Annotated in this window: 23 protein-coding genes; 13 read left to right on the top strand and 10 right to left on the bottom strand. The window is 39.1% G+C overall.

Translation table 11 applies throughout. The features are described from left to right. Positions 1–10 precede the first annotated feature (10 nt). From ABJE44_RS13705 to dolP, 4 genes are read left to right on the top strand one after another with little or no spacing between them, the layout of a single operon-like run. Positions 11–1,903: a penicillin-binding protein activator gene (locus tag ABJE44_RS13705; protein WP_348110261.1), complete on the top strand. Its 1,893-nt coding sequence runs from the start codon at positions 11–13 to the stop codon at positions 1,901–1,903. Next, entirely contained in the window at positions 1,899–2,264 is a 366-nt protein-coding gene (locus ABJE44_RS13700) for a YraN family protein (protein ID WP_348110302.1), read from the top strand. The genes ABJE44_RS13705 and ABJE44_RS13700 overlap by 5 nt, the downstream gene beginning before the upstream one ends. A gap of 44 nt (positions 2,265–2,308) precedes the next feature. Next, entirely contained in the window at positions 2,309–2,890 is a 582-nt protein-coding gene (locus tag ABJE44_RS13695; RefSeq protein ID WP_133471116.1) for a phosphoheptose isomerase, read from the top strand. Between the two features lie 18 nt (positions 2,891–2,908). Then, entirely contained in the window at positions 2,909–3,487 is a 579-nt protein-coding gene (gene dolP / locus ABJE44_RS13690; RefSeq protein WP_348110260.1) for a division/outer membrane stress-associated lipid-binding lipoprotein, read from the top strand. Positions 3,488–3,542: 55 nt separating this feature from the next. Here dolP and ABJE44_RS13685 read toward each other — a convergent pair whose 3' ends face one another. The 7 genes from ABJE44_RS13685 to rplM all read right to left on the bottom strand — a co-directional run bounded on the left by ABJE44_RS13685 (position 3,543) and on the right by rplM (position 8,474). Next, a complete protein-coding gene (locus ABJE44_RS13685; RefSeq protein ID WP_348110259.1) occupies positions 3,543–3,944 on the bottom strand; it encodes a ClpXP protease specificity-enhancing factor in 402 nt (133 codons plus the stop codon). A 15-nt stretch (positions 3,945–3,959) separates the two neighbouring features. Beyond that, positions 3,960–4,592 (bottom strand): stringent starvation protein SspA, encoded by a 633-nt coding sequence (gene sspA / locus ABJE44_RS13680; protein WP_133471120.1) that lies wholly within the window; start codon positions 4,590–4,592, stop codon positions 3,960–3,962. A 160-nt stretch (positions 4,593–4,752) separates the two neighbouring features. Then, on the bottom strand, positions 4,753–5,487 hold the full coding sequence (locus ABJE44_RS13675) for a cytochrome c1 (RefSeq protein WP_348110258.1): 735 nt from the start codon (positions 5,485–5,487) through the stop codon (positions 4,753–4,755). After that, on the bottom strand, positions 5,484–6,752 hold the full coding sequence (locus ABJE44_RS13670; RefSeq protein WP_348110257.1) for a cytochrome b N-terminal domain-containing protein: 1,269 nt from the start codon (positions 6,750–6,752) through the stop codon (positions 5,484–5,486). The genes ABJE44_RS13675 and ABJE44_RS13670 overlap by 4 nt, the downstream gene beginning before the upstream one ends. Position 6,753: 1 nt before the next feature. Next, positions 6,754–7,386, bottom strand: coding sequence for a ubiquinol-cytochrome c reductase iron-sulfur subunit (petA, locus tag ABJE44_RS13665; RefSeq protein WP_348110256.1), 633 nt, complete (start codon positions 7,384–7,386; stop codon positions 6,754–6,756). A gap of 254 nt (positions 7,387–7,640) precedes the next feature. Continuing rightward, positions 7,641–8,033: a 30S ribosomal protein S9 gene (rpsI, locus tag ABJE44_RS13660; RefSeq protein ID WP_133471128.1), complete on the bottom strand. Its 393-nt coding sequence runs from the start codon at positions 8,031–8,033 to the stop codon at positions 7,641–7,643. Between the two features lie 12 nt (positions 8,034–8,045). Further along, positions 8,046–8,474, bottom strand: a complete 429-nt coding sequence (rplM, locus tag ABJE44_RS13655; protein WP_133471130.1) for a 50S ribosomal protein L13 — start codon at positions 8,472–8,474, stop codon at positions 8,046–8,048. A 551-nt stretch (positions 8,475–9,025) separates the two neighbouring features. Between rplM and ABJE44_RS13650 the strand changes: the two genes are divergently transcribed. Genes ABJE44_RS13650 through ABJE44_RS13635 form a run of 4 tightly spaced genes read left to right on the top strand, consistent with a single transcriptional unit; the run spans position 9,026 to position 11,519 of the window. Beyond that, entirely contained in the window at positions 9,026–9,379 is a 354-nt protein-coding gene (locus tag ABJE44_RS13650; protein ID WP_348110255.1) for a DUF2282 domain-containing protein, read from the top strand. A 17-nt stretch (positions 9,380–9,396) separates the two neighbouring features. Beyond that, the gene (locus ABJE44_RS13645; RefSeq protein ID WP_348110254.1) at positions 9,397–10,248 is read left to right on the top strand and encodes a DUF692 domain-containing protein; all 852 of its coding nucleotides are present in this window, start codon (positions 9,397–9,399) and stop codon (positions 10,246–10,248) included. Continuing rightward, on the top strand, positions 10,241–10,981 hold the full coding sequence (locus ABJE44_RS13640; protein ID WP_348110253.1) for a DNA-binding domain-containing protein: 741 nt from the start codon (positions 10,241–10,243) through the stop codon (positions 10,979–10,981). The genes ABJE44_RS13645 and ABJE44_RS13640 overlap by 8 nt, the downstream gene beginning before the upstream one ends. Positions 10,982–11,000: 19 nt before the next feature. After that, a complete protein-coding gene (locus ABJE44_RS13635; RefSeq protein ID WP_348110252.1) occupies positions 11,001–11,519 on the top strand; it encodes a DoxX family protein in 519 nt (172 codons plus the stop codon). A gap of 52 nt (positions 11,520–11,571) precedes the next feature. Here ABJE44_RS13635 and ABJE44_RS13630 read toward each other — a convergent pair whose 3' ends face one another. From ABJE44_RS13630 to yejK, 3 genes are all read right to left on the bottom strand, one after another. Continuing rightward, positions 11,572–12,345, bottom strand: coding sequence for a M23 family metallopeptidase (locus tag ABJE44_RS13630; RefSeq protein ID WP_348110301.1), 774 nt, complete (start codon positions 12,343–12,345; stop codon positions 11,572–11,574). A gap of 25 nt (positions 12,346–12,370) precedes the next feature. Next, positions 12,371–13,246 (bottom strand): 6-carboxytetrahydropterin synthase, encoded by an 876-nt coding sequence (locus ABJE44_RS13625; protein WP_348110251.1) that lies wholly within the window; start codon positions 13,244–13,246, stop codon positions 12,371–12,373. Positions 13,247–13,339: 93 nt separating this feature from the next. After that, on the bottom strand, positions 13,340–14,407 hold the full coding sequence (gene yejK, locus ABJE44_RS13620) for a nucleoid-associated protein YejK (RefSeq protein ID WP_348110250.1): 1,068 nt from the start codon (positions 14,405–14,407) through the stop codon (positions 13,340–13,342). A gap of 114 nt (positions 14,408–14,521) precedes the next feature. Between yejK and ABJE44_RS13615 the strand changes: the two genes are divergently transcribed. The 5 genes from ABJE44_RS13615 to ABJE44_RS13595 all read left to right on the top strand — a co-directional run bounded on the left by ABJE44_RS13615 (position 14,522) and on the right by ABJE44_RS13595 (position 19,003). Continuing rightward, on the top strand, positions 14,522–14,740 hold the full coding sequence (locus tag ABJE44_RS13615) for a DUF1414 domain-containing protein (protein ID WP_348110249.1): 219 nt from the start codon (positions 14,522–14,524) through the stop codon (positions 14,738–14,740). 24 nt (positions 14,741–14,764) lie between these two features. Next, positions 14,765–16,303: a DUF3413 domain-containing protein gene (locus ABJE44_RS13610; protein ID WP_348110248.1), complete on the top strand. Its 1,539-nt coding sequence runs from the start codon at positions 14,765–14,767 to the stop codon at positions 16,301–16,303. A gap of 235 nt (positions 16,304–16,538) precedes the next feature. After that, positions 16,539–16,943: a hypothetical protein gene (locus ABJE44_RS13605; RefSeq protein WP_348110247.1), complete on the top strand. Its 405-nt coding sequence runs from the start codon at positions 16,539–16,541 to the stop codon at positions 16,941–16,943. Positions 16,944–16,985: 42 nt separating this feature from the next. Further along, the gene (locus ABJE44_RS13600; protein WP_348110246.1) at positions 16,986–17,414 is read left to right on the top strand and encodes a hypothetical protein; all 429 of its coding nucleotides are present in this window, start codon (positions 16,986–16,988) and stop codon (positions 17,412–17,414) included. A gap of 206 nt (positions 17,415–17,620) precedes the next feature. Next, positions 17,621–19,003: an imelysin family protein gene (locus tag ABJE44_RS13595; protein ID WP_348110245.1), complete on the top strand. Its 1,383-nt coding sequence runs from the start codon at positions 17,621–17,623 to the stop codon at positions 19,001–19,003. The last annotated feature ends 8 nt before the right edge of the window (positions 19,004–19,011 follow it).

Below are 19,011 nucleotides of genomic sequence, written 5' to 3'. Positions count from 1 at the left end.
AGTATCAGCGATGAGTTTTCGAAGTTTTGGAGTATATAGCGTCGCGGTTTTTATATTATTTTCCTGTTCTAATACAGTAGAAAGAAAACCGCAAGTAGCAGAAAAAGCGCCTTCAGAAACACCAATTTTAATAGTGAAAGACGGTGAATATTATCTGCAAGAAGCGAAAAAAAGCTACGCCAATACTCAGGATTCATACCAAGGTAATCTACTGTTTCTATCGGCAGCAGAAGCTTTTCAAACAGAGGGCCGCTGCGATAAAAGCATTAAAATGCTGCAAGTTGTACGAAAAGAGCTAAATAACGAACAATTGAGACGCCATAGCAATCTAATTATAGCGGAATGTTATTTTATCCTTGATGATAGCACTCATAAAAATGCTGATACATTACTATCAAATTTACCAAGCGACACTATATTTAGTGCTAGGATTCATGCTCTAGAATCTCAATTCTATGTAAGAAAAAAACAATGGCTCAAAGGAGCAAGCTCACTACTAAAAACGGCTGTACCAGAAAATGAAAAAAGCCAAAAAATTTGGTCACTTTTAAAAAACCTCAGTTTGCGTGAATTAGAACAAGCCAGTTTGCAGTATTCAAATTTACAACCTTGGTTGCAACTGGCTATTATAAATAAGCGATTCGCTTTAAACCCAGCTGAATATAAACAACAACTTCTAAACTGGCAGAGTAGAAACCTAACCGAAACGATTGCAAACAATCTTCCCGAAGAAGTAATAGAAATGTTGCAACTAGAGCCCATTACTCCATCAAAAATAGCGGTTTTAATTCCTTTAAGTGGTCGTTTAGCTAGTCAAGGAATAGCCATCAAAAAAGGGATACTTGCCTCTTATTATCAAGATTTAAAAAATGCTCAAATCAACGAAAATGAGATATTTAAAGAATTACATTTTTTCGATTCAGCGCTAAAAACACCAGAAGAATTAAATACTTCAGTGGCAAATTTCGATGTAATCATTGGTCCATTAATAAAAGAAAAATTAGCTGCTCTTAAAGACATTTTGCCCACAGACAAAATCATGCTTGGACTAAATAGACTTGAATCGACAGGTACTACCTCAACTAGTAATTCAATAACTGATTCATTAGAATCTGAACCACTAAAAGCAGTAGAGCAGTACTTCTTTTCTTTAGCCCCAGAAGATGAAGCACAGCAACTTGCTAGGCATATATTGAAACACCAGTTAGTGCATCCTGTGATATTTGCTGCAGAAGGATCCTCTACACAACGAATGGCTCAAGCTTTCATCAACGAGTGGAAGAAACAAACAAACAACACCCCAGAATTGACTACTTTTACTACAAATAAAGACATGCGTATTCAAGTCTCCAGTGTGTTAGATGTTGCACAAAGTAAGGCTCGAATAAAAGAGATAGAGTACTTATCAAATAAAGAAGTATTTGGCGTAGAAAGGAACAGAAGAGACATAGACGCAATAATACTATTCGCCAGTCCAGAACAAACAGAACTATTAAACCCAATAATAGAAGCAAGTTTAAGTCCATTTGCCAGAAAGTCACTATCAGTATTCGCCTCATCTCGCAGTTACAGTATTGATATAAACCAAAACAGCCTTCGAGACTTACGCAACTTAACCTTTACTGATATGCCCTGGATGTTACCAAACCATGATTGGAAAGCGCTATCATCAGAAGTAAATGAATTATGGCCTCAAGAAAAAGACAGCTTGTTAAGACTATTTGCTATGGGTGTAGATGCCTACAATTTGATCCCTCAATTACGTACATTAAGGCTACTTTCTAATGTAAATAGCCATGGATTAACAGGAGATATTAATATTGATTCCCTGGGTATCATTCATAGAAATTTACCCTTGGCTCAGGTTAAGCAAGATAAGGTAACTCTAATTGGGATGGATTAAGCAAGCCATATCACCGCTAATTGGCAAAGAGGCCGAGGGGCTAGCAAGAACCTTCTTAGAGAAACAAGGTCTTACATTCATTGAGCAAAATTATCGCTGCCGCACAGGGGAGATTGATCTCATAATGCAAGATGGAGAACAACTAGTATTTGTTGAAGTTAAATATCGAAGCCGTAGTCAATTTGGTTCTGCAATGGAGTACTTTCACCCTGCTAAACGTCGCAAATTTATATCGGCACTAATGTACTATATGCAAGAAAACAAGTTAAACCCAAGTATTGCACCCCATAGAATTGACCTAGTAGCAATAGACAACAATAAAGCTAACCAAGATGATATTAATTGGTTAAAAAACATTTAACTTAAGTATAAATATCTAGTTTAAAAATTATCAACAGGAGAGTTATGCTAGAAGAAATAAAGGCAAGTTTTACTGAAAGTATTCAAACGAAAATTGCCTCCATAGAAGTGCTACCAGAACATATAGCCAACGGGGCTTATATGGTAGTCAATGCCCTTATAAACGATAACAAAGTATTGTGTTGTGGTAATGGTGGCTCATCTGTAAGTGCACAGCATTTCTGTTCGTTACTACTGAATAAATTTGAAAGAGATAGACCAAGCTTACCAGCTATCCCCTTAACATCTGATGGTGCAATTTTATCTTCTATTGCTAACGATTATGAATTCGATGAAGTGTACTCTAAACAAGTCAGAGCATTGGGTCAAAAGGGAGATATTTTAGTTGTTATTTCTACAAGTGGTAACTCTCAGAATGTCATTAAAGCAATGGAAGCTGCGCTAAGTAGAGATATGACCATAATTGCCTTAACTGGCAAAGATGGTGGACAGATGGCAGGCTTGTTGGGGCAAAATGATGTAGAAATACGAGTCCCATCAAATCGAGTAGCTAGGATACAAGAAGTTCATTATCTAGTTGTACATAGTTTATGTGAGAGCATAGATAATGCTCTATTTCCAGAATAGTCGTCAGGATGAAGAACAATGATTAAGAATCAAACAAGCCGACTTACTATTGTAGTTTTACTTAGTCTAGTTATGCAAAGCTGTGCTGGACTTATAATTGGTGCTGGCGTCGGAATGGTGTCAGTAGCCCATGATAGAAGAACTTTGGGCACACAGGTTGACGATAGAACTCTTACAGGAAGGGTGTCTACCGCATTAGCAGATGACCCTGAGATAAGTGCACAAGCAGGGATTGTGGTCCAAGTTTTCAATGGCAGTGTTTTATTAGTTGGGCAAGCCCCTACGAACACCTTAATACAAAAAGCAGAGCAACTTGTTAGCCCCATAAAAAATATTAGTAAAGTACATAATCAAATCAGGCTAGGTACGCCAATATCTGCCAGCACTATTGCAAACGACACATGGCTTGCATCTAAAGTAAAAGCCAAACTCCTTGCTGATAAACGTATAGACGGGTTACATGTTGAAATCGAAGTTGAAAACGGCGAAGTATTTCTAATGGGATTAGCAACCCAAGAAGAGGCTGAAATTGCCACTGACATCACGAGAAATGTGTCAGGTGTAAAACAGGTAGTTAAAGTATTTGAGTACCTATAAAGACTTCAATAAACAGATATAAAAAAAGCGCCAATGGCGCTTTTTTTATATCTGTTTATTTTACAACGGTTAAGGTTGGCTTACCTTTTTTAGGTTGAGGTGGAGCCTCCTGTGTATCAAACTCCTCGACTTCCTTAGTAGCAGCGCTATCTTCAACTGTAAAAACAGTACCCGCGCCATTTTCCTTAGCATAAATAGCTAGTACAGCTGGGCATGGTATAACAAGATTACGTGGTACCCCGCCAAAACGTGCCTCAAAGTTAACCTCTTGCAATCCTAAATGTAACTTACCTGTGGAAGCAGGTGACACATTTAACACAATTTGCCCATCTTGCACAAACTCTTGTGGAACTTGAGCACCTGGGTAATGAGCATCGACAACTATGTAAGGGGTGAGATTATTATCAACAATCCATTCATAGAAGGCTCGTAGCAAATAAGGTTGATTAGCAGTCATAAACAAGTCGCCCCTTTAAAGAGGTTTATGGATTTCACGTTCTTGATCGGTTAATGATGCTTTAAAAGAAGCTCTATCAAAAATTCGATTCATATAAGCTCTTACATCTTTACTACCAGCACCATTAAGCTCAATACCTAAAGCAGGTAAACGCCACAATAACGGAGCTAAATAACAATCAACTAGGCTAAATTCTTCACTCATAAAGAATGGAGTTTCTGCGAACAAAGGTGCAAGAGCTAACAGCGCTTCACGAAGTTCATTACGGGCAGTATCAACATCTCCCTTATTAGCGAGTATCTGTTCAACCAATACATACCAGTCATTTTGGATGCGATGCATAGTCAAGCGGCTTTGGCCCCTTGATACAGGATATACAGGCATTAATGGAGGATGAGGGAAACGCTCATCTAAATACTCCATAATGATATGAGAGTTATATAAAACCAACTCACGATCAACCAAAGTAGGCACTGTGCCATAAGGGTTAAGATCAAGGAGATCTTCTGGCAAATTAGTTGGGTCAGTATAAGAAATCTCTACGCCAACACCTTTTTCTGCTAAAACAATTCGAGCTTGGTGACTATATATATCTAGCGTATCTGAAAATAACGTCATAATTGAACGTTTATTAGTGGCAACTGCCATTTAACTCTCTCCTAAATGCGAATGCATCGCTGCATATCTGTTACTATTCGACTACTTGAGAATGACAAATAGCAGAAAAGAAAAGGGCCACTATCGGATAATAGCGCCCTTTCAAAATTTTGCGGATTATACACTATTTTAATTCATAAGATGTGAGGAATTAATGTACATCTCTCCAATATTCTTTCTTCAGTAAGTAAATTAATACAAAGAGAACTAATAAGAATATTATTACCCAACGACCAATGCTTTCTGATTCAAGACGTGAAGGTTCACCTGTATACACAAGGTAATTAACTAAGTCTAACACTGCCGCATCATACTCAGCGGTACTAAGTGCGCCACTACCATCTGTCTTTATTCCAACATGACGCTCAATCATTTCACCATCGACTAAAGCTTCTTCTGTAGCCATACGGGGTACGCCTTGAAGTTCTTGCAATACATGGGGCATTCCCACTTCTGGGAAAACTAAGTTATTCACCCCAAATGGACGACTTTCATCAACATAAAATGTGCGTAAATAGGTATAGATCCAATCAGCACCACGTACTCGAGCAACCAAAGTTAAATCCGGAGGCGGAGCCCCAAACCATTTAGCTCCTGACTCAGAGGGCATAGCGTTTTTGATATGTTCCCCCGGCTTTTCACCAGTGAATTGTAGGTACTCTTGACCTAAATCTATGGGGATACCTAGGTCTTCAAAAGTACGTTGGTAACGTTGATACTGGGTTTGGTGACAACCTAAGCAGTAATTCATAAATAATTTAGCGCCGTTTTGTAACGATGCTTTATCTGTTAGGTCATATTCTGCTTTATCTAAATGAGCACCACCGCCAGCAGCTAAAGCTCCAAACGATATCAATAGAGACAATACAAAAACTATCTTCTTCATTCTGTGATCCTCTCAGGTACTGGTTTAGTACGTTCATTTTTACTGTAAATGAATAACAAAGCAAAGAAACCAAAATACATAATAGTCGCTACTTGAGACGCAACAATTTTCCAGTTTTCTTGAGGTGTACCACCTAGGTATCCAAGGAAAATGAAAACGATAGCAAAGACAATTAGGTTCCATCTATGCAGGCCACAACGGTAGCGCCATGATTTAACCTTACCTCTGTCTATCCAAGGTAATAAAGCCAACATAACAATCGCAGCAAACATGCAGATTACACCACCCAATTTATGAGGTACGGCTTTCAATATTGCGTAGAAAGGCGTGAAATACCATACAGGGAATATATGCTCTGGTGTCTTAAGAGGGTTAGCAATCTCAAAGTTAGGATGTTCTAAGAAGTAACCACCCATCTCTGGGTTGAAAAACATCACGTAGCAGAAGAGTATTAAGAATACACTAAAGCCAACTAAGTCTTTCAATACTATGTGTGGGAAGAAAGGCACTATGTCATCAACAATATCGTACTTACTTGTATAGTATTCGTGAATTTTGAATTTAGTTTTTTCATCTTCAGATAACGAACCCTTCTTGCGTTTTACATCAGTTCCATCAGGGTTATTTGAACCAACTTCATGCAATGCAACTATGTGTAAGAACACCAAAATAACAATAACTAAAGGTAATGCAATAACATGTAATGCAAAGAACCTATTCAGTGTCGCCCCGGAGATAACATAATCCCCTTGGATCCAAATCACCAAATCAGGACCAATAACAGGAATAGCACTAAATAAAGATACAATTACTTGAGCACCCCAATAGGACATTTGTCCCCAAGGAAGTACATAGCCCATAAATGCTTCAGCCATAAGAGCCAAGTAAATAAACATCCCAAACAACCACAATAACTCCCGAGGTTTTTGGTAAGAGCCGTAGATCATGCCTCTGAACATATGTAGGTAAACTACAATGAAGAATGCAGAAGCTCCGGTACTGTGCATATAACGGAGTATGTAACCATACTCAACATCACGCATGATATATTCTACAGACGCAAATGCTTCTTCAGCTGTTGGAGTAAAGCTCATGGTAAGCCATACCCCGGTAACTATTTGGTTTACTAGTACAATTGTGGCCAAAAAGCCGAACATATACCAAAAGTTCATATTTCTAGGAGCTGGATATTGAATGGCGTGCATATTAGCTACGCGCATTATGGGGAGACGATACTCAACCCATTCCATTAAATTTTTCCACATATTATGCTGCTCCCTCTTCAGAACCGATCAACAATGTATTGTCGTCGATAAACATATAGGGAGGAACAACTAGGTTCAATGGAGCCGGTACGTTATCAAATACGCGTCCAGCCATATCAAACTTGGAGCCATGGCAAGGACAGAAAAATCCTTCTTGTACGCCTTCAACGTACTCTGCAAACGCCCCATCTTTTAAATGCTGCGGAGAGCAACCTAAATGTGTACAAATACCCACTAACACTAGATATTCTTCTTTTAATGAACGATATGGATTTTTAGCGAACTCAGGCTGTTGCTCTTGTTCTGAATTAGGATCTTTTAACTTATCATCATGAGCAGCCAAAGACGCTAATAACTCAGGGGTCCTGCGAGCAATCCAAACTGGCTTACTTCTCCAAATAACCCGAATCAGCTGTCCGGGTTCAATTTTACTGATATCGGCTTCTACATCAGCCCCAGCAGCTCTCGCTTTTACACTAGGGTTCCAGGATCCTATAAAGGGCACTGCTACACCGACTACACCGACACCACCTACAACAGAAGTTGCAACAGTCAAAAAACGACGTCTATTACTACTATCAGGCTGGTTTTCGGTTTCAGACGAATCATGCGCATCTAAAGATACATTGCTCATCCACTAATCTCCGAGGGTTGGATTGACAAATATTAACCTATCAGCGGTGTCAAAATACACAGAAGTGACAGGAAATATAAAGGTTTCGTTATTAACAGAAAATGATAAAAGAAAAACCACATAAAAGACAAGGAAATCGTCAATAAAATGAAGAAATACTGACACTTAACACTTTTGGGTAAAAAGCAGGCAATAAAAAACCCGACAAAAGCCGGGTTTTTGGTATTTCTTTTGAAAAGAAATTCGTCTGACAATTAACGTTTTGAGAATTGTGGACGCTTACGTGCTTTATGTAAACCAACTTTCTTACGTTCAACTTTACGTGCATCACGAGTAACAAAGCCCGCTTTACGTAATGCTGGACGAAGAGTTTCGTCAAATTCCATCAAAGCACGTGTAATGCCGTGACGAATTGCACCAGCTTGACCACTAATACCACCACCGGCAACGGTAACGTATAGGTCAAATTTTTCAGTCATTTCAACTAATTCTAGCGGTTGACGCACGATCATACGTGCAGTCTCACGACCAAAGAACTCGTCAAGAGGACGTTTATTTACAACAATGTTGCCACTACCTGCACGAAGAAAAACACGAGCGGTAGAACTTTTGCGTCGGCCTGTGCCGTAATATTGATTATCTGCCATCTGTAATGCTCCTTAAAGGTCTAAGACTTGAGGCTGTTGAGCAGCATGCTTATGCTCAGGACCAGCGTAGACTTTCATTTTGCGGAACATATCGCGTCCAAGTGGACCTTTAGGCAACATACCTTTAACCGCTTTTTCAATGATCATCTCTGGTTTGTGGGCTTGCAACTTCTCGAAAGTAGTATCTTTAAGGCCACCTGGATATCCAGTATGAGAATAGTAAATTTTGCCTTTGGCTTTATTACCAGTAACAGTTACTTTCTCAGCGTTGATCACAACTATGTAGTCACCAGTATCCACATGTGGAGTGTACTCTGGCTTATGCTTTCCGCGTAAACGGCTAGCAATCTCAGTCGCTATACGACCAAGAGTTTTGTCTGCGGCGTCAACCACATACCATTCACGTTTTACCGTTTCTGGCTTTGCAACAAAAGTTTTCATTTTAAAATTACCCGAAATATATAAATAATCGTTACTTGGCTTCATGCTCGATATTTTACTACCGACTGCTACACAAAACCGCTAAAAATCAATACTTTGACCCCTTCGAGTCGTATGATTCATCCGCTTTCCCAAAGCGGGGGCAACTGGGCAGGGCGCGAATTATACAGAAGTTACCTTAAAACGCGAGTATAAAATTTAAGCTTTTTACTAAATTAGTTATTTTGGTTTTTTATTACTAACCTTTGCGCCATCTAAAGAGCGACTTTTCACTCGGATAAAGCCATTTACACTCTTAATTTTTGACTTACATCCCCCAACTTGAACCTACAAGTGCTTCTCTATACTTTGTGATAGTCGTCCTTTTTAACGCCTATGCTTTACACTCATATACAACCTTACTTTCTACGTCACATTAGAGATATTTCGCTACGCCACTGAGATTTTTTGAAATTTAACCGAAAGTATAATGGTCTCTAAGTAACATAATGGGCTACATTAACTAAATATTTGTCCATTTCTTTTAACTATATTTACTTAGGATTACATTTATGAAAAACACCAATACCATTAAGTCAGCGTTGTTATTAGGTTGCACTATTGCCGCTTCACAAATAGCCACAGCAAAACCCAATGATCAATTAACTCTAGCTGAAGCTACCCCTGAAAAAATACAAGTCGCCGTACAAGAATGGAAAGAAGGTAACAGATTACGTGGCCGTAAAGATAAGTGTTATGGCATTGCATTAGCAGGTGAAAACGACTGTAAAGCAGGAGCAGGCACAAGTTGTGAAGGTACTTCTACCGTCGATTTCCAAAAAAATGCTTGGACCTACTCACCTAAAGGTTCGTGTGAATTTATCGTCACACCACACGGTGCCGCCTCTAAAAAGCCCATCGCTTAGATTTATACTGATTTCCAATGCAAGAACTAACTAAATTGCCCGCTGCTGCGGGCATTTCTTTAAAGCCAGAATATTTCGACTCTATTAACCATTGCTTAGAAACAAATATATGGTTTGAGGTACATGCCGAAAACTATCTTATTCAAGGCGGTCCAAGGTTAGAAAGGCTGCAGGATATTGCACGGAATTTCCCAATAAGTATTCATGGAGTGGGAGCCTCCTTAGGAGGGCCAGAACCTATTAATCCAGCACATATAAAACGACTCACTAACTTACTTAACTTGGTGCCTACTGCAGCATTCTCTGAGCATATTGCGTGGTCTGGAACAGAAGGCAATTATTTGGCCAATCTGATGCCGACTCCAGTAACATTAGAATCATTAAATAAAACAGCACATAACATTCAGCAATTGCAAGAAGCACTTCAAAGACCAATATTAATAGAAAACCCAGCCAACTACCTAAACTTCAAAGGCGACATGTCTGAGCCTGAATTCATGATGTCTCTAGTCCGAAAGACTGGATGTGGAATTTTATTAGATGTTAATAACCTTTTCATCAGCGCTAATAACACAGGTATTGACCCTCAACGTTATATTGAAAACTTAGACCCAGCATCATTAGGTGAAATACACATTGCAGGCCACTCTGCGGACCCCATTGAAAAAGACTTATTAATTGACTCCCATGACAATGACGTATCCAAAGGAGTATGGGACTTATTAGACAAGGCTCTGTCACATATAGGTCCCTGTCCTGTACTTATAGAAAGAGACGCTAATTTACCAACCTTCGATGTGCTGATAAAAGAAAGAAACATGGCACAAAAGCTAATTAACGCCCACAAAGAAGTAACCTCACATGAGTGAGTTTCATGCCGCACTTATAGATTATGTAAAAACTGGAAGCTTAGAAGATATAATGCCATATATATCTGACCTTGAAAGCAAACGTCGCTTAGCCGTTTATCGCAATACCTTCATTAGCAGTTGCATTGATGGACTCACTAGAAAATACCCTAGTTGTGAGAAACTATTAGGTGTAGACTTTTTTAAAACACTCGCCCGTGAGTTTGCTATTACTAATCCGCCTTCTAACCCTGTACTCAGTGAATTTGGAGAAACCTTTCCAGAATATATTCGAGATGCACTTCACCAAGCGCACCCGGACTTGAGCTATGTCTGGGATGTATGCCAATTAGACAGAGCTTGGCATCGTGCTTATTTTGCTACCCAAAAAACACCCCTCGATGAAACAGCAATCGAAGCACTAATAGTTGATATTGAAAATAAATCTTTATCGCTGCATCCAAGTGTACAATTAGTAAAACTTGAGTGGACGGTAACAAGCTTATGGTCACAACTTCGAGATAGTGACATAAGTGAAGAAATATCAATCGAAGTCAACCCTAAAACCATTATGGTGTGGCGCGATTCCGAGACGATTTTACACAGAACGTTACTAGCATCGGAAGCGTTATTTATCAGTAGCATTTATGAAGGTAGAACCTTAGGAGAGTCAGCCGAAATAGCCATGCAAAGTGACGACTTAGATATCAGTAATACCTTTAGTCAACTTCTACTTAATAATTTAATAACTTAATAACTTAAAGAGCACGCATATGATTAGTTTATACAAGAGCTTAACCGCAAAGCTCAACTTGTACTTAACAGACATAACCCTTCTTATAGCTAGACTATTAGCAGCTAATGTTTTTTTTTCATCGGGAATGACCAAGTGGAATGGCTTTCTGAGCTTTAACTCTGAAAAATACGATTTGTTTCTATATGAGTTCTTCTGCCCGGACCCAATTCGTGAAGGGGCTCTATTATTGTGTGACGCAGAAACTCTCGATTATGTTGAAGGGTCTTCTATCATCACCTTTATCGAATCCTTAGCGGTCGGCGCGGGAGTAGCTGAGATAGTTTTTCCTATTATGCTAGCGCTAGGTATATTCACCCGCTTAGGTGCGGCAGGTTTAATTGGAATGACCTTATTTATCCAACTTGCTGTATTCCCAACTTGGGACCATTGGTGGAACCCCGCTGTTTGGTGGTTTATAGCACTATTAACAGTACTCAGCATGGGCCCCGGAAGATTATCGTTGGATAAATTGCTCGGATTAGAAAACAAACAATAAGTTAACAGCATGCGAAATACCTCTCAAAGCTATTTGGGAGGTAAGCCTATGCCTAACGTTTCGGCACCAATAAGGCTGGATCTAGCCTTTCTTTAAACCAATTTACACGCCAATCTAAATGGGCCCCGGTTACTCTTCCTGTCGCACCAATTTCAGCGACTAAGTCACCCTGTTTTACTTTCGTACCCGCAATAACAAGGCCTTTACTTAAATGTAAAAAAGTCGAGGTCACACCAAACCCGTGGTCAATAATCATAGTACCGCCTGAGTAATACATATCAGGTTCAAACAAGGTCACTATGCCATCAGCAGGAGCATAAACAGGCGTACCAGTTGGCCCAGCAACATCTAATCCAAAATGAGGCCGCTTGGGAATGCCATTAAACACTCGGCGACTTCCATACACTCCGCTAATTGGACCTTCAGCAGGCCAAATAAAGTCTTGGGTAAAATCCAATCTATTATCATTATTTGCACGAGCACTGCCAATTTGTCGATTATCTTTTCTGATGCGAGCAAACACTTCCTTTGATGGGCTAACGTATTTGCTCGCCACTCCCTCAATTTTTTGTTCTTGGTAAGTACGCTTGTACAGTGTAATCATTTTGCTGTGTTGAAGGCCGTTTTTATCTTGCCATTTAAGTTGGTGTTCAAGTGCTGCATCACGACCAAAACCAAATGCAAATTGCCCTCCCTCTGATATTTTAATAGCCTTATCATCTAACCAAACTTGGCTACCAGCAGGTAACTGACCACGAATAAGACTGCCTTGTGTTAAAACACCTTTAAGCTCAACGTCACTTGCTGTTACCTTAAAAGTAATCAATAAAAAGGCGACACATAAACCTAACCTAAGCAAAAGCAATGGCTCCTTTACCTACCCCTTCATAAGCCAATACTTTAAAGTCACATTCAGGGGTTAGTCGCTTATGTTCATCTGCCATATATTGCGCCAAACACTCTACAGTAGTATCAGTTTCAAGCATTTCTGATTCAGCTTTCGGGATGGCTAATTCAAACCTTCCCTGTGATGCTTCATAAGCAAAAACATGATGTTGTTCAAAATCACCTTCTTCTATCTCAAAAGCAGTTTGCTCAGGCTTCACTATATCTTCTGTAGAACCAATATAAATATCACACCAACGCGTTGCCCAATACTCCTGCCACTTTATGCTTTCTTCGTGATCTTCAAACACTACTACTTTTGAGCGATGACCATGGGCGATACGTTGGCAATTACCATCATGCTTTTTTAAACCGTGGGTATAATGATAATAGGGAGTGTTAATCACCTCAGCCCGTAAATTAAGCTCTATTCCTGCTACATTTTCAGGTAAATGAGTCGCAATAACATCTTTAAGGTAATCACTAACTGAAGGCATAGTCACTTTATCTGAATAAACAAATGCATAGGCTTCTGCAGGGCAATTAAGATGTATAGACTTATTGTCAGGTCGCATAAAGTCAACCTTCACTCTATCTGTCTTTTCATTCTGCTTCACTACACTAAACTCATGTTCAACGGGCACTAATAATTTATGATCTATATATTCATCTATTAAATACTTAAGCTGTTTTTTGACTTTGCCAAAATCCAACACCATGCTTTCTTCATTTAAGTCACCACTTAGGATCACGTCAACAATCCAGCTTTCTCCTACCATTCCCCGCTTTGGGCATAAATAAGAAAAATCCATCACGGTTAAATCATTCACAAATAATTGCATAAAAAAGTATCGTTACCTTGTTCACTTACATACTGAAAAAATAATCTAGTAAATCTAACATTTAGATTTAACTATCTACCCATTACCCTAAAATCAACTTTGTGACTTTAAGAGTTGGTCTTTTAGGTTAGGTGGAATTCCGCGGATCATCAAAGTGTCAGAGCCTGCATCATAACTAACTCGGTCACCTAATAACTTACGCTCAAAACTTAAGGACACTCCTCCCCCTTGACCGCTAAATTTAGCCAAGGTTTTAAGGGCACTTCGGTCAGCCTGAAACTGCTCTTCAACAGGTACTTCAGCTTGTTGGTTAAATGCCTCAAAACTGACATGGTCGCTTGGCAGTTTAGCCGCTAGTTCTTGAATTTGGATATCTTCGCCTTGTTCGAGTTTCTGTTTGTAATATTCAGAAACCGTATCTCGAGCCTGATGTTTCTCTTCAGGGTCAAGTTGCTCAGCTGCTAAAAAAGCATCTACGGTAGTCAGTAGTTGTTTATTTTGTTGTTTAACGTCAACTAACTCTTCACAACCAACAAAATGCATAAAAAAATCAGACACTTTACGACCCATGCGGCCTTTAATAAAACTGATATACCTTTGCTGTTCTGCCGATACCGCAAGTTGTGTTAAATCTATTCTTACTGCCAGCTGCATTTTACTAAGATCTAAATGATCACTACTGGTCAATTCTAGTTCACGGTTTATTTCAACATGGTGCTTGGTATTGATTATCGCAATCATCAAGTAATCAGTCGCTAAAAACTGATAATGACTAAATACTACAAAGCCCGTTTCTAGGGTCCCTGTATCTATCAAAGATTTTTTTAATAGCTCACTTGCTTGAATACTAAACTCAACAAAATCAGTAGTTTCATCCTGCATATCTTGCAACATACTTTTGAACGGAACCGAGTGAGGCGTAAGGGCTTTCTCTTCTTCGTCATCAGATTCTTTACTTACACTGACAATTTCTGCGTTTTCTGTAACAAAACCACCCACCCCTTTTCCGGGTTTAGTATTAAAGGCATGGTTAATTTGCTGCGCCAAGTTTTCAATTTCTGGGTTCACATCAAAGCAGCTAGTTCTGGGAATAAGGGTTAGCTCTTGCTGTTGATTAACAGCTAATTGATGTACAACAAAATGGTGAATCAAAGCACTCACATTTTTTCCTCAAAGTAATTAAATTCGTTCAGTTACAGTTGGTTGATAGCAATTTTAGTAGACCATTGTTACTATCGCCCTAATTATACAAGTAAAATATCTGAGCCTATCCGTATGCCACAACAATCCAAATATTCTGACAGCCAATTTGAAGCCATCATGCATGACATTATTATTGCGTTAGAAAAACACCAAGCCAACAGAGATCTTTCTCTAATGGTGTTAGGCAACCTCATCACCAACATTTTCCAGCAACAAGTCGGCGATAATCAGCGCGAACAAATGGCCGAACAGTTTACACAAGTGCTGCTAAAAAGTATCAATGGAAAATAAAAAAGTTAAAGGTAAAACAAGCCTATGATTTTAGCTGAAACACCTCGTCGTAAATTAGTTACCCAGTTAGTTACTTGGGGCCACTGGTTTGCGCTGCAAAACATAGTAGTCGCCATCATTATTGCAGCCATCTATATTTTAAACTCTCCAGCTCCCATCACTGCAATAGGTAATCTGTACCTATTTACTAATTGGATAAGCCATATTGGTTTTTTAACCTTTTTTGGTTTTGTAATCTTAATTTTACCGTTGTGTTATTTATTATCGAATGCTAAAACCGTTAAAGTAATTAGCTCTATCGTTGCAGCTTCAGGCCTTGCTCTGCTTGCTTTTGATGCTTTATTGTATAATAAGTTTGGGGTGCACTTAAGCATAAAGTCAGCGGATTTAATACGTGACGAAGCACAAACCGTGATGTCTGATTTTGGCTGGCAACAATGGAGCTTTTTAACTTTACTGTTTATCGTGTGGTTTTCTTTTCAATTAGTGGTTGCCAATGCACTATGGCAGCGTGTGAAACGCCTGCAAAAGAGAAAATTAGGCTTACCTATTAGCAGTTTCTTTGTGGCCTGTTTTGTTATTAGCCACGGTTTGCATGTTTGGGCCGACGCCAAATTGTATCAACCTATAGTTAAGCAAGATAATATGTTCCCGCTTTCTTACCCAGCCACAGCTAAAACCTTAATGTCTCGTTATAGCCTGTTAGATATTGAAGACTATCAACAACGAAAAGCATTACAATTCGATCAAACCATAAATGGCATCAATTACCCTATAGCTCCCGTTTATTGTGCCGTTCAAAATGACCAAAAAGTACTCCTATTGGGTTTAGTTAATGGCAAAATATCTGGCTCTATTGCCGGTATATCATCTCTAGGCAAACATTATGGATTACAATCTAACCTTCAAAGCAGCATAAATACTGTTTTATACGGATTACCGGAGTTATATCACGACGCACTGAGCGACTATGATCCAATACTTCTGAGTTTACCTGCGTCCATGGGCTTAGATATCAATGTATTTTCTGAACAAAATCTTCCTGCTAAATTTAATCAATACATCAGTAGTTGGGACGAGTTTAAAAGCAGTGTTCAACATATCGAAAGTAACCTGGCGATAGGCTTTGTCAATAGCGAGGATTTATCACAATTATTGACTCCAGAAGTCCAAAGTCAATATCAAATTCTAATCACAGACTTAAGCCATTCAAAGGCTTTACCTAGCCAATTGTTTAGTAATATTAATATGCATAAACAGATGTCTAGCCATGAAGATTTAGCGCCAACTGTTTTAAATTTGTTAGGTTGCACAGCAAACGCTAGCGCATATAGCACAGGCAGTGATTTAACCAATACCAATAAACGACGTTATATCGTTAGCACTCAAGGCAGTAAAGTATTGCTACTCACAGCCACAGAAAGAATAGAAATAATGAACAATGGTAATGTGCGTACTTTCGACTTACAAAGCAATGAAGAAGTATTCAGCCCAGTTGATACCGGCTTACTTAGCCAAGGTATTAAACACCTGAGTAGTTTTTCTTCTAAGCGCCCTTTGTAGGTCATTAATTAAGTTCCACCTAGTTTGTTTTAAATGCTAAGGGGGAACTTAATAGTTTTAACTACAGTACAGTTTGCCACTAACCTAAACAGATCCTCCTCCTAAGGCACTTCTATTTAGCGTTTGCGCCCGCCGCCATGCCCATGATTCTTTTACCTATCGAATTAGCCTTGACATGATTTCCAATCAGACCTAACCTTAATGATAACAATTATCATTAAGGTTGAATTCACTTATGTCCACACACTATTCTTTCGTTTTTTATTCCTTAGAATTGGCAGTACGTTATGGTAACAATAGCAAAGAAAGTTATGATGATATCAGTTGCTATGTTCACCTAGCGTTAGAAAGGGCCAAGAAACTCAATAACATGAAAGCGGTAAAAACCGCACATCTGCGCATAGTAGATACTCTAGTAGAAACTATGTGTGACACCTGTCACAACAAAAACTGGCGTATTCAGTGTCATCGCTACCTAAAAAAACTCATGCCGTTATTATTTGAAATTCTCGACCAAACTGATTACGAGAAAAAAATAGAAGAAATTGAAACCTTATACTCGTACTTTATTTGCCAAAATGAAAACAAACCATTAGCGAATTCATATAAAAGGAATCACTCATTTTTAACTAAAAAGTAAATATTTAAACTAGGTCTCATTAGTAATGAATGAAAGGTTTTAATGTCTGAGTACCACTATTTGTGTCCTATAAATAAGCTTTGGGTAGACAGTCATCCCAGAGAAGCATTTAGCCGCATTCTGGAAAACAAAAGTCATGCAGAACAGCTACTTAAAAAGCAACACCACAAACAAGCTATAGCATTTTTAGGACGGGCATTTGAAACAGCAGAAATGATTTTTGATAATCGCATAGAGTCAACGCAGTTAACCATCACATTAACAGGATTAGCAATCATGCTAGCTCATGCTTATGCCAAGATCAGTAAAGTAGATATTGCCACTGCCATATTGCAGCGTTTACGTCAAAAAATACAAAGAGAAATCAAATTCACGGTAGGATATTCAACCAAGGTAGTGTATTTCGAACATTGTATACAGGCAATTACTGAGGCCCGCAGCGATCTGAGTTTTCAGTCTCAAGATATCTAGATATCAAGTAGTTCCATTAAATAGTCGCCCGCACGGCCAAGTAACAAATCATGCATTGTATAAGTTAGCATTGATATAGAATAACACTCTCCAGAATAAGCAAATAGCGTAAAGCTATTTTTTAAAAAAATGTCTTAATTCCTTGACTTTTACTTAACACGACAGATAATGAGAACAATTCTCATTTTAAGTCAATGGAAAAATTAATGAATAAAACTTCAATATCGATAGCGTTAGTGCTGGCATTATCTTTAACTGCCTGTATTGACGACGGCGAAGATGGTCAACAAGGAGCTGATGGTGCCGCAGGGGCTGACGGTACAGATGGTGTTAGTGTTTATGTAACACGAGATGACGTAGTAACGTCAAACGCAAATATAGCTTATGCAGCTTATGCAGATTCATTAATTTCGGCTCAATCAATGCGTGATGTCTTGGAAGCATTTGTAGCTGAACCTACTGAGTCAAACTTCACAGCAGCTAAACAAGCATGGTTAGACTCTCGCGAACCATATGGTCAAACTGAAGTATATCGTTTCCGTGTAGGTCCTATCGACGCATTAACCACAGATGAAGCGGGTGAATATATATTAGGTGAAGAAGGCGACGGTCCAGAAGGCCGAATAAACGCTTGGCCTTTAGGTGAAGCGCTTATTGATTATGTAGCCGACACAGTAGATGGTGATGAAGGTGACGGCCTAAGCGGCAGTAACATTATTGCTGACACTACAACTTATCCAATTATTGATGCAGCTACTATTAGTGAGCTGTTTGAATATGAAGGTGAAGAAGCAAACGTAACCACTGGTTACCACGCCATTGAATTTTTACTCTGGGGCCAAGATCTAAATGCTGATTTAACTGGCACCGGCAGCCGTGATGCAACTGCAGGTCAACGTACAGTTTCTGATTTTACAAATGTATCAGGTGAATGTACATCAGGCTCTGACATAGTAGCAGACGAAATTTGTACCCGTCGTGGTGACTACTTATTAGCAGCCGCTGATGTGTTAATAGACGACTTAACTACTGTTGTTGAAGCTTGGGAACCAGTGACAGGATTTCATTATGCAAACTTCGTAGCGGGTGGTGACACATCTTTAGCGCTTATTTTTGAAGGTATGGGCCGTTTAAGCTACGGTGAGTTGGCAGGTGAACGTATCAATATAGCGTTAACTACAGACTCTCAAGAAGACGAGCATTCATGTTTTAGTGATAACACACACAGAGACATATTTTTAAATGCTAAAGGTGTTCAAAACTCATTCAACGCTAGTTACACACGTATTGATGGCGAAGTAGTTGAAGGTGCCTCACCTTATGATTTACTGGTAGTTGAAGGTGAACCAGAGTTGGCTAACAACTTACGATCAGCGCTAGAAGCGACAATGGCTGCCGCGACAGTGATAGATACTAAAGCAGAGACTGGCACCCCTTTTGATAACCTTATCCAAGAAGGTATTGCTCAAGAGAATGTGGTTGCTGTAATCCAAGCCTTAGATACACAAACTGGTTATATTGAAGATTCAATCGACGCATTGGGAATAACAACCAATGATATATACCAAGATACTGAAGAAGAGTTCTAAGAAAGTCT

It is taken from the genome of Paraglaciecola sp. (assembly GCF_039942875.1).
Lineage (GTDB): Bacteria > Pseudomonadota > Gammaproteobacteria > Enterobacterales > Alteromonadaceae > Paraglaciecola.
This window is presented reverse-complemented; position numbering and strand designations above follow the sequence as displayed.

What these genes read in the sequence shown, in the direction of transcription:
- ABJE44_RS13705 (WP_348110261.1), top strand. Translation starts at nt 11, where the DNA reads ATGAGTTTTCGAAGTTTTGGAGTATATAGCGTCGCGGTTTTTATATTA.
- ABJE44_RS13695 (WP_133471116.1), top strand. Translation starts at nt 2,309, where the DNA reads ATGCTAGAAGAAATAAAGGCAAGTTTTACTGAAAGTATTCAAACGAAA.
- dolP (WP_348110260.1), top strand. Translation starts at nt 2,909, where the DNA reads ATGATTAAGAATCAAACAAGCCGACTTACTATTGTAGTTTTACTTAGT.
- ABJE44_RS13685 (WP_348110259.1), bottom strand. Translation starts at nt 3,944, where the DNA reads ATGACTGCTAATCAACCTTATTTGCTACGAGCCTTCTATGAATGGATT.
- sspA (WP_133471120.1), bottom strand. Translation starts at nt 4,592, where the DNA reads ATGGCAGTTGCCACTAATAAACGTTCAATTATGACGTTATTTTCAGAT.
- ABJE44_RS13675 (WP_348110258.1), bottom strand. Translation starts at nt 5,487, where the DNA reads ATGAAGAAGATAGTTTTTGTATTGTCTCTATTGATATCGTTTGGAGCT.
- ABJE44_RS13670 (WP_348110257.1), bottom strand. Translation starts at nt 6,752, where the DNA reads ATGTGGAAAAATTTAATGGAATGGGTTGAGTATCGTCTCCCCATAATG.
- petA (WP_348110256.1), bottom strand. Translation starts at nt 7,386, where the DNA reads ATGAGCAATGTATCTTTAGATGCGCATGATTCGTCTGAAACCGAAAAC.
- rpsI (WP_133471128.1), bottom strand. Translation starts at nt 8,033, where the DNA reads ATGGCAGATAATCAATATTACGGCACAGGCCGACGCAAAAGTTCTACC.
- rplM (WP_133471130.1), bottom strand. Translation starts at nt 8,474, where the DNA reads ATGAAAACTTTTGTTGCAAAGCCAGAAACGGTAAAACGTGAATGGTAT.
- ABJE44_RS13650 (WP_348110255.1), top strand. Translation starts at nt 9,026, where the DNA reads ATGAAAAACACCAATACCATTAAGTCAGCGTTGTTATTAGGTTGCACT.
- ABJE44_RS13645 (WP_348110254.1), top strand. Translation starts at nt 9,397, where the DNA reads ATGCAAGAACTAACTAAATTGCCCGCTGCTGCGGGCATTTCTTTAAAG.
- ABJE44_RS13640 (WP_348110253.1), top strand. Translation starts at nt 10,241, where the DNA reads ATGAGTGAGTTTCATGCCGCACTTATAGATTATGTAAAAACTGGAAGC.
- ABJE44_RS13635 (WP_348110252.1), top strand. Translation starts at nt 11,001, where the DNA reads ATGATTAGTTTATACAAGAGCTTAACCGCAAAGCTCAACTTGTACTTA.
- ABJE44_RS13625 (WP_348110251.1), bottom strand. Translation starts at nt 13,246, where the DNA reads ATGCAATTATTTGTGAATGATTTAACCGTGATGGATTTTTCTTATTTA.
- ABJE44_RS13615 (WP_348110249.1), top strand. Translation starts at nt 14,522, where the DNA reads ATGCCACAACAATCCAAATATTCTGACAGCCAATTTGAAGCCATCATG.
- ABJE44_RS13610 (WP_348110248.1), top strand. Translation starts at nt 14,765, where the DNA reads ATGATTTTAGCTGAAACACCTCGTCGTAAATTAGTTACCCAGTTAGTT.
- ABJE44_RS13605 (WP_348110247.1), top strand. Translation starts at nt 16,539, where the DNA reads ATGTCCACACACTATTCTTTCGTTTTTTATTCCTTAGAATTGGCAGTA.
- ABJE44_RS13600 (WP_348110246.1), top strand. Translation starts at nt 16,986, where the DNA reads ATGTCTGAGTACCACTATTTGTGTCCTATAAATAAGCTTTGGGTAGAC.
- ABJE44_RS13595 (WP_348110245.1), top strand. Translation starts at nt 17,621, where the DNA reads ATGAATAAAACTTCAATATCGATAGCGTTAGTGCTGGCATTATCTTTA.